The following is a 17,655-nucleotide window of genomic DNA, read 5'->3' as shown; positions in this document are numbered from 1 at the left end:
GCCAGTAGAACACGGGCCCTGGGGAGCGGCAATTCCGCGACCGAAATCACTGGGCTTGACCTGCCACCCCTCTAATCGTGGACAATGGGCGAACAATGAATAATCCTGATTTGTCCCCGCACACCGATAAGAGCGCTCCGGAGGTTTCTGACGAGCGCCAGCGACCCAGCCACGAAGAATTCGGCAAGGGTGCACTGCCCTATGGCCGTCCCCCGCAGACCGAATTCGAAGACGACCTGGAATACCCGCGAATCGGCGGCGTGAGCTTCCGTCGCGGCACCCTGACCGCAAACCAGTCGACCATTTGGGACGAGAACTGGGACACGTACGGCCGCACGCTCGATGACCAGGTCATTGATGTCGAAGAATGGTTTGGACGCACGGCGCCGACCGTCGTCGAGATCGGCTGCGGAACCGGCACCTCCACCGTCGCAATGGCCCCTCAAGAGGCCGACCACAACATCATCGCCGTGGAGCTCTACCGCCCCGGCCTGGCGAAACTGCTCGGCGCCATGGTGCGCGGCAACGTGGAGAACATCCGCATGGTCCGCGGCGACGGCGTGGAGGTTCTCCAGCGCATGATCGCCCCGGAGTCACTCGATGGCGTCCGACTGTTTTTCCCGGACCCGTGGCCCAAGGCGCGCCACCACAAGCGCCGCATTCTGCAGTCCGGCACTATGCGTCTGATTGCCTCGCGACTGAAGCCAGGCGGAGTTTTCCACGCAGCCACCGACCACGCCGGCTACGCCGAGTGGATGGAGGACCTGCGCGAGGTAGAACCGGCTCTGGAGCCGATCGCCTGGCCCTGGCCGGAATCCCCGCTGCTGCTGGACCGCCCGACGACGAAGTTCGAACAGCGCGGCCTGAACCTCGACCACGGAATCCACGAATTTGTCTGGCGCAAGCGTGACGACGTCGAGGTTTCCACTGACGACACCCAAAAGGACGCCCAATGAGCCGCCACGAATACACCGGCGTCCCGCAGACGGACCCCACCCTGCTTCTGGTCTGGGATGCGCCGAACTTGGATATGGGCCTCGGCTCGATCCTCGGTGCCCGACCGACCGCTGCGCACCGACCGCGTTTCGACGCCATCGGCCGCTGGCTCGTTGAGCGATCCATCGAGGTCTCCAATGACGCCGGCCGCACGGTCGAGCCTGAGGCCACCGTCTTCACCAACATCGCACCCGGTGGCGCGGAGATCGTCCGCCCCTGGGTCGAGGCGCTCCGAAATGTCGGTTTCGCCGTCTTCGCTAAGCCGAAGATCGACGAAGACTCTGATGTCGACCCGGACATGCTCGAGCACATCCGTCGCCGACACGATGAGGGTGTGCTGGAGGGAGTGGTCGTCGCTTCCGCCGACGGCCAGAACTTCCAAGACGAACTCGAAGCTCTCGATGACGCGGGCATCCCGGTCACCATCATCGGTTTCCGTGAGCACGCCGCCTGGGCGGTGAATCACGAAACCTTCGAGTTCATCGACTTGGAGGACATCGACGGAGTCTTCCGCGAGCCGCTGCCGCGCATCGACCTGGACACCCTGCCGGACGAAGGCGCTTGGCTGCAGCCGTTCCGCTCACTGATGGCACTTCTGAAGGAGCGCTGATCGATGTTCCTGCGTTGGGGTAACTTCGCCTACCGCCATCGGGTCCTCATCCCGATCGTCCTCATCGGAGCCATCCTCGCCCTGTTCCTCCTTGAGGGGACCAAGCTCGGCGACCGGCTCGATCAGGAAGGCTGGGACGACCCAGGGTCGGACTCGACCCGGGCGGCGAACGTGGAGCAGGAAGTCTTCGGGCGCGACGCCTCCGGAGACGTCATTCTCCTCATCAATGCTCCCGAGGGGTCCACGGTGGACGATCCCGCTCTCACCGAGCGAGTCAACACCCACATGGACTCCGTGTTGGCGCAGTACCCCGACAACATCGCAGGGATGACCAGTTACTTCCGTGACGGTCATGACGTGCTGGTCAGTGACGACCACCAAACCGCGTTCATCTCCCTAGAGATGGCCGGCGTGGACAACGAGGTCCTGCAGAACTACCAGGTGATCGAGGAGTCGCTGCCTGCCGAGGGCATCGACATGGAGATCGCCGGCGCAACCCCCATCGCAGGTGCCCTCGACTCCGGCATGGCCGATGACATCTCCCGCGCGGAGCTGCTGGGTCTGCCCGCCGTCGCGCTCCTTCTCCTGTTGGTTTTCGGTGGCGTTATCGCCGCCTCGATGCCGCTAATCGTGGGTGTTCTGTCGATCCTGGGTTCCATGGGAATCCTGGCAATTATCGCCCAATTCGCGCAGGTCAACGCTTTCGCACAGTCGGTGGTTACTCTGCTGGGCCTTGGCCTGGCGATCGACTACGGACTGTTCATGGTCTCCAGATTCCGAGAGGAATTAGCGGAGGGCAGACCCGTGCCCGAGGCGGTGGCCAACACCACGGCTACGGCGGGCAAGACAGTGGTGTTCTCTGCGGCGATGGTTGCCGTGGCTCTATCTGGCCTTTTGATCTTCCCGCAGGCATTCCTGAAATCCGTGGCGTACGGCGCTATCTCCGCAGTCGGATTGGCTGCGTTGATGTCACTGGTTGTGCTGCCGGCACTGTTCGGTCTGCTCGGCTCCAACATCGATAAATGGTCGGTGCGCAAGGCCGGCAGATCCCGCGAACAATCCATGAACTCGCTGTGGGCTCGCATTCCAGCTTGGGCAATGAAGAGACCAAAGCTCGTCACTGCGGTCATCGTTATCGGCCTGGTAGGCCTGACCTTGCCGCTGGCTGGAATCAAGTTCGGCGGCATCAACGAGACCTACCTGCCCCCGCAGAACGAGACTCGCGTGGCGCAGGAACAGTTCGACGAGACCTTCCCGCAGATGCGCACCGATCCGATCAAGATCGTGATCGAGGGCAACGGCAATCCCGGCGCCATCAGCCAGGTGGTCCAGGAGGCCAATCAGGTCGACGGCCTGACCGGTCCTTTCTCCGTGTCCCGGCCGACCCAGGATGGGGTCACTGTCCTGTCTGCGGGCATCGCGGACCGAAGCGACAATGAGCGCATAGTCAACGAGCTCCGAGCTATCGACCCCAGCGGCGACTCCGAGAGCTGGGTTGGCGGCACACCTGCGATGGAGGTGGAGTCCATTGAAGCGCTGTTCGACAAGCTTCCCTGGATGATCCTCTACATGGTCACCGCCACCTTCATCTTGATGGCGTTGGTGTTCGGTTCGATCGTGCTGCCGGCGAAGGCTGTCATCATGACCGCACTCAGCATGGGCGCGACCTTGGGCATCCTGACCCTGATCTTCGTGAACGGAATCGGCGCGAACCTGTTCGGATTTACTCCAGGCCCGCTGATGAGTCCGGTGCTGGTCCTGATCGTGGCGATCATCTATGGCTTGTCTACGGACTATGAGGTATTCCTCGTATCAAGAATGGTGGAGGACCGAGAAGAAGGGGCCTCCACGGAACACGCCATTCAATTCGGCACAGCCAGTACCGGCGGCATTATTACTGCCGCCGCAGCGATCATGATTGTCGTGGCGGCTGCGTTCGCGTTCTCGGACATCGTGATGATGAAGTACATCGCCTTCGGCATGATCACCGCGCTGATCCTCGAGGCGACCGTCGTCAGAATGTTGCTGGTTCCGGCCGTGATGAAATTGCTGGGCACCGACTGTTGGTGGGCCCCTGCGTGGATCAAGCGACTATCTGAACGGATGGGGCACAACGAGAACATCGCTCCTGCAGGCGCCGCTACGGCCGGTTCAGTCGACACCACCGATTCCTCCTCCGAAGCAGCCCTTGTCGGCGTCGGCGCTGGTGTGGGAGTCGGCGCAGGTGTCGGAGCCGGAGCAGGTGCGCGTAGCACCGAAGCATCCTACGACGAGCCCTTTGTCGACGACGTCCCGGAGACGCACGACTATCCGGAGACTTCATCCTCAGCAGCTACCCCAGCCGTTGCCGATGAGCCCCATCGCCACTTCGCCTCGCGGATGGACACCCCGGCTTACCTGGGATTCACCACCGGAGAGGGCACTGACCTGTCGCACACCGCCGCGGCCGCACGGGCTGCAGCAGCGGAGCAGCCCGAGGAGAAGCCACAGGGCGATCGGGTCGACGACTGGTACCCGTACGGCCACCAGGCAACGGAATCCTCCGATCAGAGCCAGGATCTTTATGGCAACGGCGGGTACGGTGATCACGTAATTGAGGGAGAGCTTGTCGACGAGTCCGAGGCCGCCGCCGAGGACCGGGACTACTCCGCACCTGCACGACATGGGCGTAGTTCCACCGAGCACGATGGCAGTGGTCGTCGCTCCAGCCGCGGCACCCGGTCGTCGGCCCCGGAGCAGGGCTCACCTCAGCTGACCGTGCGCGAGCTCCAGCTCCGCTTGGAGTGGGAACGCCGTGCCGAGTTGGAAAGGCGCTCCCCGGAGAACCGAGATACATGAATTCCTCGCAGTTGATGTCCACGACGAAACGCACCATCGGGTCCCCTTGGGTCCGGTGGGGTTTCGCTGTGGTCATCCTGGGGGTCGGCATTTATCTGGCGTTTATCAACCAGGAGATCCTGGTGAACGCCTGGCACGCGGTCATTAATGCTGACCCATTATGGCTGCTGATCTCTTTTGTCTCTGTCGTCGTCGCGTTGTTCTCGATGGCTCAGGTCATGCGACTTCTCTACCAAGCAGCAGGAGTCCCGCGAGCAACCCGACGCGCCACTAATTCCCTAGTACTTGCCTCTAATGCATGGTCAGCGACCGTGCCAGGTGGCGCTGCGTTCTCCACGGCTTTGCAGGCCCGCCGCCAGTATCAATGGGGCGCCTCGCCGGTCATTATCAGCTGGTTCATCCTTCTCTCTGGCGCCTTGAGTTTCCTGGGACTCGCCGTCTTGGCCGTCGTGAGCTTGTTCTTCATCGGCTCCGCCCCAGCACCGTCGATGCTGATCGGGGCAGGTGCCGGTGTCCTGGCACTGACCTTGCTGCTGTGGTGGTTTTCCCGCAACACGGTGCTCATCGAGAAGATCGCACTATGGGGCCTGTCGCTGACCAACCGGATGCGCAAGCTTCCGCCGAACCATGGTGCGGAGAAAACCCGCATCACCATCCGCCAGCTAACTGAGGTCAAGGTCGGCCCGTGGCGTCTGTTCGTAGTCTTCAGTTGGTCGATGGTGAATTGGCTGGCGGACGTGCTGTGTTTGTACGCGGCCATCCGCGCAATCGGAGTCGAAGACATCTCCGTCACGGCAGTGCTGCTCGCATTTGTCACCGGTAAGGTCGCCGGATTCTTGCAGGCAACCCCCGGCGGCGTCGGCCCCGTCGAGGCTCTGCTGACCGGCACACTGATGGCGGCCGGACTCGGCGCATCGGAGGCATTTGCTGCGATCCTCATCTACCGAATCATGTCGCTGATCATCCCTGTCGTCGTCGGTTGGATTATCTTCTTTGTCAGTTACGGTGGCGAGCGTCCCCGCCCGCAGGTGGAGCACAAGCAAAAGATTTCGCTTCCCGACGCCTCCGATGGCCCACCCACCGACCACTCCACGCCGGAATTCTCCGACGGCGGAAGCACTACCGGGTCCACTGAGACCCAGCCCGATCTCAAGGAGTAAGAACAATGTCCGCATCCGCCGCCACCGACACCACCGCAGGTGCCGACCAGAGATCCTCTGTGCCCGCGATCCTGTGGGACGCTCTCGCGGTATTGGTGTTCGCGATTCTGGCGCGGCTCGCACATAACACCGAGTCTGACCCGTTCACTCTCACCAATGTGCTGAACACGTACTGGCCGTTCCTCATCGGATCGGTTGGCGCCGGGGTTGTCCTGATCGCAATGGTCCGAAACCTGCGGCTGATCGTCCCGTCTGGACTCATCGTGTGGGTCGCCACTGTTGTTGTGGGACTGTCGATTTGGGGAGTACGGCATGGTGCGGTGCCGCACTGGTCCTTCATTCTCGTCGCCACGATCATGAGCGGCTTGGTGCTTCTCGGATGGCGTTCCGGCTACCTTCTGGCAATGCGTGCACGGTCCAAAGAGAGCAACCGGCAGACCGGCTAGTGATGCAAAACTGACCTGCTGATTCGGATTCAGTTCCAGCTTTTCGTGGACATGGGCGCATAATCACCGACATGTCCAATTTAGATAGTCCGGCCCCACAACCGGCCGGACCCCAGAGCGAGCTTTCCCCGGAGCCCGCTGACGCGCACAACGAGCGCACTTTCTTCGGTCAGCCGTGGGGCCTGGCTAACCTGTTCGGCATCGAGATGTGGGAGCGATTTAGCTTCTACGGCATGCAGGGCATTCTCGCCTTCTACATGTACTGGGAGGTCAGCCGAGGCGGACTCGGCATGGATCCCGCTGCCGCGACATCCATCGTCGGTGCCTACGGCGGTCTGGTTTACATGGCGGCGCTGCTGGCGTCGCTGGTCGCGGACCGCCTGCTCGGCTCGGAACGAACTCTTTTCTACTCCGCGATCCTGGTCATGTTTGGCCACCTGGCGCTGGCCTTCATTCCGGGCATCCCGGGATTGGCGATTGGTCTAGTCGCCATCGCCATCGGTTCCGGTGGTGTGAAAACCAATGCCCAGGTGGTGTTGGGACAGCTCTACAGCCGCCAAGACACCCGTCGGGACGCCGGTTTCTCGATCTTCTACATGGGCGTCAACATCGGAGCCCTGTTCGGTCCGCTGATCACCGGCTGGCTGCTGGCAGTCAAGGGCTTCCACTGGGGCTTCGGGCTTGCCGCGATCGGCATGGCTATCGGCTTGATCCAGTACGTCCTCATGCGCAAGTCCACCATCGGCGCCGCCGGCCATGAGATCCCCAATCCCCTGCCCCGCAGCAAGTTTGCACTGTGGGCTGGCGCCGGCGTCGTCGTTGCCGGTGTCGCCATCGCCGTGGTTGGTACCGGCCTGCTGCCGCTGAACCACCTGTCGAACGCCGTCACGATTGTCGCCCTCATCGCCGCGATCGTCCTGTGGTGCCAGATGTTCTTCTCAGAGAAGACCTCTGCCCCGGAGAAAAGCCGCCTGCTCGGCTTCATCCCGCTGTTTATCTCTGGAGTGCTGTTCTTCGGCATCTTCCAGCAGCAGTTCACCGTGCTGGCGATCTACTCCGACCAGCGCCTGGACCGGAACATCTTCGGCTGGACCATGCCGGAGGCGTGGATCAACTCGATCAACCCGCTGTTCATCATCATCTTCTCCGGTGTCTTCGCAGCACTGTGGACCAAGCTCGGTAACCGCCAGTGGTCCACTCCGGTCAAGTTCGGTGTCGCGAACGTCATCATTGGCGTGTCGCTGTTCTTCTTCGTGCCGTTCTCCGGCGGCGGAGCGAACTCCACTCCCCTGCTGGCCATCGTCTTCATCCTGTTCCTCTTCACCATGGGTGAGCTCATGCTCTCCCCGGTGGGAAACTCCCTGGCGACGAAGATCGCTCCGGTGGCGTTCCCATCCCGCATGATGGCTGTCTGGCTGATGGCCCTGGCAGTGGGTACTTCCCTCGCCGGTACGCTCGCGGGCTACTACGACCCGAACGTACCGGCCGCGGAGAACACCTTCTTCATCTCGCTCGGTGTCATCTCCGTCGCCCTCGGCGTTGTCCTGCTGGCATTGCGCCCGTGGATCCTGCGCCGATTTGAGGGTGTCCGGTAGTTCGACCGGATTAGTACTTGATGGCGATGCGCCCGTCGATCTTTCCGTGGCGCATGTCTTCGAGTACTCCGTTGATGTCGTCGAGTCGGCACTCGGCGACCTGCGGCTTAATCAGACCGCGGGCATAGAAGTCCAGTGCTTCCTCAAGGTCCTGGCGAGTTCCGACAAGCGAGCCGCGAATCGTCAATCCACGCAGCACGATGTCGAAAATGTTCGCCGGGAAATCTCCGGCAGGTAGCCCGTTGAAAACAATGGTGCCGCCACGGCGAGCCATTCCCGTCGCCTGACCGAACGCTGCCGGGTGCACGGCCGTCACCAGCACGCCATGGGAGCCGCCGCCGGTGTACTCCTGCACTGCCTCGGCAGGATCGTCGATCTTCGCATTGACGACGAACTCTGCACCCAGGCGCTTGGCCAGATCCAGCTTCTCATCCGCGATGTCGACTGCGATCACGCGCATGCCCATGGCCTTGGCGTACTGCACCGCGATGTGTCCGAGACCGCCGATACCCGAGATCACCATGAACTGGCCGGGCTTTGTCTCTGAGACCTTCAGCGCCTTGTAGACGGTCACACCGGCGCAAAGGATCGGGGCGACCTCGACTGGGTCCGAGCCCTCGGGAATGCGAGCGCAGTAGCGGGTATCCACGAGCATGTACTCACCGAACGACCCATCGACAGTGTATCCGCCGTACTCCGCAGACTCGCAGTAGGTTTCGCGGCCTGTGCGGCAGTACTCGCAGTCATTGCAGGCAGTCCAGAGCCAAACGTTGCCGACCATGTCGCCGATTTCCACGAACTGCTCGCCGGGGCCGAGGGCCACAACTTCGCCTACCCCCTCATGCCCTGGGACAAACGGCGGTTCCGGCTTCACCGGCCAGTCCCCTTCCAGGGCATGCAAGTCCGTGTGACAGACACCAGAGGCGTGGAGCTTCACCAGTGCCTGGTGCGGTCCTGGCTCAGGCAGGTCGATGGATCCGAGGGTCACCTCAGTGCCGAACTTCTGAACGATCGCCGCGTTCACATGGTCAGGAAGCGTGTCAGAGCTTGTCATTTTCCACCTGGTCTCTCAGTTCGAGTGGTAGTCGCCGGCCGTTTTGCCAATCGGAGCATCCGATGACATCGACTGCAGCAAATCGGATCTGGAATGTGAGGTGGTCCATCCACCGCTGCCCGGGGTTCACCTACCGGCGCCAATCTCCGATGCACTGGGCGACGGGCCGAACACCGTTAACGTGGCTGGACCACTGCCCGGAACGGTATTAGCTTTCCCCGTTCGAGCCAAGGACATCTTTTTGGTGATCCATCACACAATCGCCAGAATCTAGACAATCTGCAGGTAGCACCGCTAACCGGTCGCGCCACCCCCGAGGTACCCCTTTGCCCCCAAAACCACCCCTGTTTCAGACGACATACGCCGAGATCGGGTCCACCAACAACAAAGCAGGTGCGCCCCTAGATGGGGCGCACCTGCATCATTGAATCACCGCAGCACGGGATTACATCGGGAAGATCTCGTGCTTCTTCTTCACCTGCGGCTCGTCTTTGTCCTGCAGCTGCGCCAAGGCACGGCGGAGCTGGACGCGGGTTTCGCTGGGCTGGATCATCGCGTCAACGTAACCGCGCTCTGCGGCGACGTACGGGCTGGTCATGTTCTCGTTGTAGAAATCGATGAACATCTTCTTCGCGGGAACCTGCTGTTCCGGCGTCATGGCGGCCAGCTGCTTGCCCTGAAGCATCACCACTGCGGCCTCGCCGCCCATGACAGCGATCTGAGCAGTCGGCCAGGCCAGGTTCAGGTCTGCACCGAGGTTCTTCGAACCCATGACTGCGTAGGCGCCGCCGAAAGCCTTACGGACGATGACGGTCACCTTCGGCACCGTCGCATGGGCCAGGACGTATCCCAGTTTCGAGCCACGGTGGATGATGCCGGCCTTCTCCTGCTGGACGCCCGGCAGGTAGCCCGGAGTGTCCACGACGTAGACGATCGGGATGTTGTAGGCATCGCAGATTTGGGAGAAACGCGCGCCCTTATCGGAGCAGTCCGCGTCGAGGCAGCCAGCCAAGTGCAGCGGCTGGTTAGCCAGCACACCAACGGTACGACCGTCCACGCGGGCGAAGCCGGTCACCAGGTTCGGGGCATAGTCGCCCTGGATCTCGACGAAGTCTTCATCGTCGAAAATGCGGGTGAGCACCTCGAAGATGTCGTAACCAGCATTCGGGTCGTCCGGGAGGATCGAGTCGACTGAACGGTCGCGGTCAGTCTCTTCGTCCGAGGGTGCCCAGTACGGAGCGAGCGGCTCGTTGACAGAGGTCGGCAGCCGATCGAGCAGGTCATGGACGTAGTCAAAGGCGTCTTGTTCGTCATTGGCGACGTAGGAGACGTTGCCGTTCTTGGCCTGCTGCTCGGCGCTGCCGAGTTCCTCGGTGGAGATATCCTCGCCGGTGACGGAGCGGATGACTTCCGGTCCGGTAATGAACATTTCCGCGCGGTCGCGCACAGCGATAACGAAGTCAGTGGTCACCGGTGCGTACACGGCGCCACCGGCACACTTGCCCAGCATGACGGAGATCTGGGGCACCAGGCCGGACAACGGCAGCTGACGGCGAGCGATTTCGGCGTACATGGCCAGGGACGTCACTGCGTCCTGGATGCGGGCTCCGCCGGAGTCCTGAATACCGATCACCGGGCAACCAACTCGCGTCGCCATGTCCATCAGGGCGCAGACCTTCCTACCGAAGGCCACACCGACGGAACCGCCGTACACGGACTTGTCGTGCGCGTAGACGGCGACCGGACGGCCGTTGATACGAGCGGTGCCGGTGACCACGCCGTCGCCGTAGGGCGCGTCCGGATCGCCCGGGGTGCGGGCCAGGGCGCCGAGTTCCACGAAGGAACCTTCGTCGACCAGTCGTGCGACACGCTGACGCGGCGTGGTGATCCCAGCGGCGTCACGTCGTGCCTTCGCCGATGCGCTGCCCGGGTCCTGCGCCTGCTCGAGGCGTGCGTGCAGATCCGCGAGCTTCGCTGCTGTGGATATGGTGCTCACTGCGGTCGATCCTTGTCCGTCGAGGTGTGTATTACTACGCAGGTCCCGGTCTGGGGCCTGCGGCGTCAGTGATCTGCGTCGAGATCGTCGAGCAACTGGGTAAGTCGCGCTCCAACCTTCGAGATCTCCGGCTCATCCACCACTGCGAGGTGGTCTCCGCGCAGGTGGTAGATCTCCAAATCGTCAACGATAGCTGACCAGCCACCGTCCTCATCAATGTCAGCGTAGGACGGTTCGAGCTCAATCGCACCGTCATGCATCCGCTCGGCGCGGAACAGCACGACCGGTGCGGAGACGTCCGCCCAGTTGGCAAAGTCCGCCTGCGCGAGGATCTGGTTGTCCTCGAACGACGACTTCTGGTGCTCCAGTGCGCCACCGGACAGGCCGTGCTCGGAGCTGTCCATCATGTCTAGTACCTGGGAGAGAAGGTCCATCATGCCCTTCTCCCCGTCTCGGTCCAGCACCTCGTGCGGAACCTCGAAATCCAGGCCGTACGTCTTGCCAGCGAAGGCTGCCCAACGGTCCCAGCGTGCGTGCATCTCCTCGCGAGTGTTCGGGGCCGGGTTGGCTGCCTGAACCACATCCAGAAGAACGATGAGTTCAGGATCCACGCCATCGGCCTTGAGCTGGTGTGCGGCTTCATAGGCGAGGATGCCGCCGAAGCTCCAACCACCAAGGACAATGCCGTGGTCCCCGGCAGTTTCCTGGATTGCGGGGAGGTACTCCGCCACGCGATCAGAAAGTTCGCCTTCAACGCGCTCGACTCCGTAGACCGGGACGTCGGCGGGAAGCCTGCGCACCAGCGGCTTGTAGACGACCGTCGAACCACCGGCAGCGTGGAAAAGGAACACCGCAGGCCTGGTCGAGCCCTCAGGGCGCTCGCGCAGCACGCGGATGTTGTTCTCCACCTCTCCCTCGATGAACGGGCGGATGACATTCGCCAGCTCTTCGATGGTGGTGCAGTTGGTCACCTGGGAAACCTCAAATTCGACTTCCACGCGGTCAGAGAGGCGCTCGGTGAGCTTCTTCGCGGTGGCCTCGTCTAGCTCCGGCAGTTCGTTGAAGACACCACCGGCAGACTTACCGGTCGCGACAGCCCAACTACCAAAAGCGATGCGCTCAGTGTCATCGCGCGGGGGCACATCGATGCCGGTCGAAGAACTCTGCTTCCCGACGTCTCCCTCTTCCACATCCCCACCATCCACACCGGACTCCTCCGGTGCGGTGGCAGATGCGTCGGCCTCGCCGGTGAGCTTGGCCTCGACGAGTTCCTCGACGGTGATGATGACGTCCTTGACGGCGGCGTCGCGAAGCGTCTGCACCTGCAGCGGCGGGATGCCGAAGTCATGCTCGACGCGGTTTTTGATGCGCATGCCCATCAAAGAATCCAGCCCCAAGTCAATGAGCGGGAGTTCCAGCGGGAGATCGTCGATGTCGTAACCCATGGCTTCGCCGACGATCGTGCGCAGGTGGTCCGAGACGGTCACTCCGGAGTCGGGATCCCAACCGGCGGAGTCAGAGTCAATCGCCTGGTCCATCGTCGGGATCGCAGGCATCGACGGCGTTGCCGCTCGCTTCGCTTCAGTTGCCGGAGCCTGCTGGCCCGGAACATTAGCGCTCACGGTTGTGGCGGCGGCCTCAGCGACCAGAGTCGTGACCGGGGCCGACAGATCGCCGTCGACGGAGTGGACGGAGACAACTGCTCCGCCCGGGTGACGGGTCACAACGGTCGTCAGCTCACCCTTGGCCGGGAGAACACCGGGCTCCTCAACGGCGAGAACCGTTGCGTCCGGCAGGACCTGGGCGAGGGCGGCGTCGATCAGCGAGTGTGTGCTCGGGACTTCGTCGGCGCTGGTGGTGAAGGCGATGCGGCCGTCGGGAAGCACAGTGCGGGTGCCCGGAAGGGCAGCGCGGCCTCCGGATGCAGGACGCGCGGTGGTCCAGTAGCGCTGGCGACGCCACCGCATACCTGGAAGAGCAGCGAAGGAACCATCGCCCACCAGAGCGCCGAGATCCACGTCGTGTCCGTGCGCGTAGAGGTTGGACAGAACCGCGGCGAGAGACTCACCAGCGGCTTCCTTGCGCTTGGCCATGTGCGCGAGCTGGCAGTCCGGCAGACCGGCAGCGAACGCGGTAGCCATGATCGGCATGAGCGCGACCGGGTTCGGGGCGAATTCGATGAAGGTGGAGTATCCACCGGCAACGGAGCGCTCGATGGCGTCCGCGAACCACACAGAACCACGGGTGCATCGCACGAAGTAGTCCGCGTCATGCGGGGTCTCGCCGGGCTGGTACGTGGTGCCTTGGTCCACCGAGCTAAACAGCGGAACAGACAGCGGACGCGGCTCGATATCAGAGCACGCGGACCACAGCTCGCCGAGAATCGGGTCGAGCATCGAGGTATGCCCGGCGCCCTTGACCTGTAGCTGGCGGGCAACCTTTCCCTGAGCGGCGATGAATTCAACGATCTCGCCAACGGCCTTCAGCGGACCACCGACGGTGGTCATGGTCGGCGCGGCGTAGACAGCAGGCTCAACCCCGGAGAACTCCGGGTGCTCGGTGAGCAGGTCGTCCAGTTCCTTGACGGACAGTTCGACCATTGCCATGCCGCCGGCGCGCTCAGGGTCATCGCCGATCATTGCTTCGCCCTCGCCCATCAGGTGCGAGCGGGCGCAGGCAACCTGCATTGCCTCACGGGCGCTGAGACCACCGGCTGCGTACGCAGCGGCGATCTCACCCATGGACATGCCTACGACGGCGGCGGGCTTCGCGCCCAGTGCCGTCATCAGATCTGCCTGGGCGATCTGGATGGCGGAGATGCCCACCTGGGCGGTCTCCAAATCGAAGTCCCGGGAGTCATCGAGCATGAGCTCCACAACGGAGTAGCCGAGCTCTTGCTTAACGACCTGGTCCTGACGCTCCAGGGATTCCCGGAAGACCGGGGACAGTGCGTACAGGTCCTTGCCCATCTTGCGGTGCTGCGATCCGTATCCGGAGAACACCCACACCGGGCCCTGAGCCTGCGGGGAATCCGCGGACTGGACTGCCGGGCTAGAACCACCTTCGGCGACCTTGCGCAGGCCAGCCACAGCGGCATCGACGTCTGAGGCGGTGACAACCGCGCGGGAGCGGCCACGGGAGCGCGAGGACAGCGTGCGGGCGACATCCGACAGCGGTGCCTTCGGGTTCGCCTCCAGCCAGTCCGCGAGATCAGCAGCAGCGCTACGACGGCGCGAGGGCAGCAGACCGGACACCGGCAGCAGCGACGGCATCGGGGCGCCGTCCTCACCTGCGGTGGCGGCAGCCTCAGAATCGATGGCCGGAACCGCGTCTTCACGTGCGGCGGTGGTCTCGGCTGGGACCGGCGGCGGGGAGCTCAGCACCACGTGGGCGTTGGTTCCACCGAAGCCGAAACCGGAAACACCGGCGATCTTGTGGCCGGAGTACTCCGGCCACTCGCGCGGATCTTCGACGACCTCCAGGCGGCCTTCATCGAAGTCGATGTACGGGTTGGGGCCGGCGTAGTGCAGTGACGGCGGCAGCACATCGTGTGCCATGGCCTGCACAACCTTGATCACGCCAGCGACGCCAGCGGCAGCCTCAGTGTGGCCGAAGTTTGTCTTAGCCGAACCCAGCAGGGTCGGCTGGTCGATCGGGCGGCCGCGGCCGAGGACGGTGCCCAGAGCAGTGGCCTCGATCGGATCGCCGAGGATGGTGCCGGTGCCGTGGGCCTCGATGTAGTCGACCTGACGCGGGTCGATGCCAGCATCGGCGTAGGCGCGACGCAGCACGTCGACCTGAGCGTCCGGGTTCGGCGCCGTCAGGCCATTGGAGCGGCCATCGGAGTTCACGGCAGAGCCCTTGACCACGGCGAGGACGTTGTCCCCGTCGCGCTCGGCGTCTTCCAGACGCTTGAGCACAACAACGCCAGCGCCGTCAGCGCGGACCATGCCGGAGGCGTCATCAGAGAAAGCGTGGATGCGGCCGGTCTTGGAGAAGACCCCCAGCTTGCCGAAAGCCATGGAGGCATGCGGGCTAGCCAGCAGGTTGACGCCGCCGGCGATCGCGAGATCAGAGTCGCCGTCGCGAAGTCCACGCACAGCCTGGTGGATAGCCACCAGGGATGCGGAGCATGCGGTATCCGACTGGATGGACGGGCCACGGAAGTCGAACGCGTACGAGACGCGGTTGGCGATGATCGCGGAGGAACCACCGGTCAGTGCGTAGGGGTGGAATGCCTGCGGGTCAGAGCTCACCAGCATCGCGTAGTCGTTATTGGTGGAACCGACGTAGACACCAACAGCCTCGCCACGGAGCTCAGAGGCGGGGATACGGGCGTGCTCCAGTGCCTCCCAGGTCAGCTCCAGCATGATCCGCTGCTGCGGATCCATGTTCTGCGCCTCCAGCGGAGACAGTCCGAAGAATTCTGCGTCGAATCCTGCGATGTCCTCCAGGTATCCGCCAGTGAGATTCAGCTCCTTGAGCTGCGCGGAGACCACTGGGTCGGAGTCATACTCCTCCCAGCGGCCGGCCGGCGGCTCGCCGATTCCGTCACGACCAGAGACGAACAAATCCCACATCGCATCGGCGTCGGCTGCGCCCGGGTACCGAGCAGCCATGCCGACTACGGCGATGTCCATGTCCGTCAGATGATCGTCGCGTACCCGGCGAGACCAGTCCGCCTCGATGCCGTCGACGTACGCGGCGTACGCCGCCTCGTCCGGGTTCTCCCGGTCACCTTCGACGAGGCGAACCGCGAGTTTTTCGATCGTCGGGTACTCGTACGCCACTGTGGCGTCCAACCGTGAACCAATGAGGTTCTCCAGTTCACCGGACATCACCACGATGTCGCGGGAACTGAGACCGAACTCCTCCATCGGGCGTTCCGGCGCGACCTCGGCCGGGGTGAGACCCGTTGCCTGGACGACCCAGTTCTGCAGCCACTCCCGCATGTCAGCGACAGTGAACGACGGGGTCCGGCCCCTGGCGTCTCGAGCATCTCCCATGAGTGCGTGAACCTTTCCTCATGCCCTCGGAAACCCGGGGCATGCGCAATCTATTCGAATCGACCGTCCTGATACGCCTTTCGGGCGACACGGCGGGCAATCTTACCGGCAGAGGAGCGCGGAATGGAGTCCAGTTCCACAATTCGGACATCTGCAGGCGTGATGCCGTGCGAGGACGTCACCGCGGCACGGATCGCAGAAATCGCATCGGCGTCGCCATCGGATTCCTTGTTGAAGTCGCGCTCCGCGAGGATCACGAGTTCTTCGACCCCGTCGGCACCGGATTCCAGCGAGAACGCGGCGACGACAGCCGGGCGAACCTGCTCGCTCGCCTGCTCAACGGTGTACTCGATGTCCTGCGGGTAGTGGTTACGTCCCGCGACGATGATGAGGTCCTTGATTCGACCGGTGATGTGCAGTTCGTTGTCCATGAACACCGCAAGGTCACCGGAGGCCATCCACTTGGCGTCCGCCGGGACGTCGATGGCGCGGGTGTCATCACCACGCGTTGCGGCAAGAGTGTTGTTGAAGATCTGATCCGACTGTTCTTTGTCGGTGAGATAGCCCAGCGGCAGGTTCGGGCCGAAGACCCAGAGTTCGCCAATCTGTCCGTCGGGAAGCTCGGTGCGAGTTTCGGGATCGACGATGATCGCGGCCTGCTTGCCGGCTGCGCGACCGACGGCCATCAGGGTGGTTGCACCTTCGGTGTCCTTGTCGACGACCTTCGGGATGCCATCGTTGAGGGACTCACGGTCAACCCAGGTGACCTTCGGGCGGACCTCATCCTGAGGTGTCGTCACCAACAGGGTCGCCTCGGTGAGACCGTAGGACGGACGGACAACGTTCTCCGGCAGGCCGAACGGGGTGAAGTTCTCGATGAACTCACGGGTGGCCTTCTCCGTCACCGGCTCCGAACCGACGATGATGCCGGCGATGCGGGACAGGTCGACGTCCGAGCCCTCTTCCGGAACTGCGAAGCGGTTGCTCATCTCCAGGGCGAAGTTCGGAACGACGGTGTAAACGTTCTCCTCGTCGCTGCGCTTGGAAAGCTGCTGCACCCAGCGGTCCGGGTGCTGGATGAAGTCACGCGGGGACATCAGGGAGAACGGAAGACCCAGGGCAGTCACGAATGCACCGAGGACAATGCCCATGTTGTGGTGCAGCGGCAGCCAGGTGACCAGTCGCAGCGGAGCCTGCAGGTCAGCGGCACCGAAGATCTGGAAGACGTTTGCCAGGATCGAGCCGGAGGCGATCCGCACGCCCTCCGGGGTACGGGACGAACCAGAGGTGAACAGAAGGAAGGCTTCATCATTCAGGCCGGTCAGGTACTTCGGGTCGGCCTCGCCGGAGACCCAGTCGTCGGCGAGCGAGTCCGGAAGTGCATCGACGGTGAGTACGCGAGGACGCTCTGCCTGGGGCAGCTCGCGGAACAGGGCTCGGACGGCGCCGGCGGACTGCTTGTTAGTGAGCACCAGGGAGGGCTTGGACTGGTCCAAGACGGACTTGAGGTGGTCACCGTGGCCCGGCTCATTCGGGTCGTACAGCGGCATCGACACGAGGTTTGCGTACTGCGCACCCAGGAAGCCGAAGAGGTACTCCGGGCTGTTGCCCATCAGCAGGGCAACGCGGTCGCCCGGCTCAGACACCTGCTGCAGGCGAGCTGCAACTGCCTTGATGCGGCGGTTAACTTCAGCGCGAGTGAAGGTGCGGACCTCGCCCTCGCGTGACGACGAGTAGTCGATGTAGTCCAGCTGTGGATTTTCCGTGTTGCCGGCGATTGTCGCGAGCTGGAACACCATCTCCGCCAGGTTCGGAATGGACATGTTATCGGGGAAGTTAAAGGAGCCGTCTTCCGCGATGAACTGACTCATCGCCATATGGATATCCATGTAATACCTCGTCTGTCATCTAGGGGCGTCAACCGTCGGTCTGTGCAGGGTCCGAGCTATAGGAC

At 63.1% G+C, this 17,655-nt stretch carries 9 protein-coding genes and 1 pseudogene; 6 read left to right on the top strand and 4 right to left on the bottom strand.

Annotated elements, in window-relative coordinates:
* The first annotated feature begins 95 nt into the window (after positions 1 to 95).
* From trmB to YWU_RS0105735, 6 genes and pseudogenes are all read left to right on the top strand, one after another.
* Positions 96 to 956 (top strand): tRNA (guanosine(46)-N7)-methyltransferase TrmB, encoded by an 861-nt coding sequence (trmB, locus tag YWU_RS15455; RefSeq protein ID WP_084141859.1) that lies wholly within the window; start codon positions 96 to 98, stop codon positions 954 to 956.
* Complete coding sequence (locus YWU_RS0105755) at positions 953 to 1,606, top strand: NYN domain-containing protein (protein WP_027019713.1); 654 nt, start codon at positions 953 to 955, stop codon at positions 1,604 to 1,606. The genes trmB and YWU_RS0105755 overlap by 4 nt, the downstream gene beginning before the upstream one ends.
* 3 nt (positions 1,607 to 1,609) lie before the next feature.
* A pseudogene (locus YWU_RS15450) lies at positions 1,610 to 3,877 on the top strand (MMPL family transporter); the annotation flags it as partial.
* 563 nt (positions 3,878 to 4,440) lie between these two features.
* On the top strand, positions 4,441 to 5,604 hold the full coding sequence (locus YWU_RS15445; protein WP_051260090.1) for a lysylphosphatidylglycerol synthase transmembrane domain-containing protein: 1,164 nt from the start codon (positions 4,441 to 4,443) through the stop codon (positions 5,602 to 5,604).
* A gap of 5 nt (positions 5,605 to 5,609) precedes the next feature.
* Positions 5,610 to 6,050: a DUF3054 domain-containing protein gene (locus tag YWU_RS0105740; RefSeq protein ID WP_084141858.1), complete on the top strand. Its 441-nt coding sequence runs from the start codon at positions 5,610 to 5,612 to the stop codon at positions 6,048 to 6,050.
* A gap of 71 nt (positions 6,051 to 6,121) precedes the next feature.
* Positions 6,122 to 7,645 carry a peptide MFS transporter gene (locus tag YWU_RS0105735; protein ID WP_084141856.1) on the top strand — a complete coding sequence of 508 codons (1,524 nt, stop codon included), beginning with the start codon at positions 6,122 to 6,124 and terminating at the stop codon, positions 7,643 to 7,645.
* A 10-nt stretch (positions 7,646 to 7,655) separates the two neighbouring features.
* On the opposite strand, the gene adhP is transcribed toward YWU_RS0105735, so the two are convergent.
* The 4 genes from adhP to YWU_RS0105715 all read right to left on the bottom strand — a co-directional run bounded on the left by adhP (position 7,656) and on the right by YWU_RS0105715 (position 17,590).
* Positions 7,656 to 8,699, bottom strand: a complete 1,044-nt coding sequence (adhP, locus tag YWU_RS0105730) for an alcohol dehydrogenase AdhP (protein WP_034647232.1) — start codon at positions 8,697 to 8,699, stop codon at positions 7,656 to 7,658.
* A 445-nt stretch (positions 8,700 to 9,144) separates the two neighbouring features.
* Positions 9,145 to 10,695, bottom strand: a complete 1,551-nt coding sequence (locus YWU_RS0105725; RefSeq protein WP_027019709.1) for an acyl-CoA carboxylase subunit beta — start codon at positions 10,693 to 10,695, stop codon at positions 9,145 to 9,147.
* 65 nt (positions 10,696 to 10,760) lie between these two features.
* Positions 10,761 to 15,701, bottom strand: a complete 4,941-nt coding sequence (pks13, locus tag YWU_RS0105720) for a polyketide synthase Pks13 (RefSeq protein ID WP_027019708.1) — start codon at positions 15,699 to 15,701, stop codon at positions 10,761 to 10,763.
* Between the two features lie 50 nt (positions 15,702 to 15,751).
* Entirely contained in the window at positions 15,752 to 17,590 is a 1,839-nt protein-coding gene (locus YWU_RS0105715) for a FadD32-like long-chain-fatty-acid--AMP ligase (protein WP_027019707.1), read from the bottom strand.
* Positions 17,591 to 17,655: the final 65 nt, after the last annotated feature.

The sequence above is a fragment of the Corynebacterium sputi DSM 45148 genome (genome assembly GCF_000427865.1).
In the GTDB taxonomy this organism is placed as follows: Bacteria; Actinomycetota; Actinomycetes; order Mycobacteriales; family Mycobacteriaceae; genus Corynebacterium; species Corynebacterium sputi.
The sequence above is the reverse complement of the archived record's forward strand: the minus strand, read 5'-3'. Positions and strand labels throughout refer to the sequence as shown.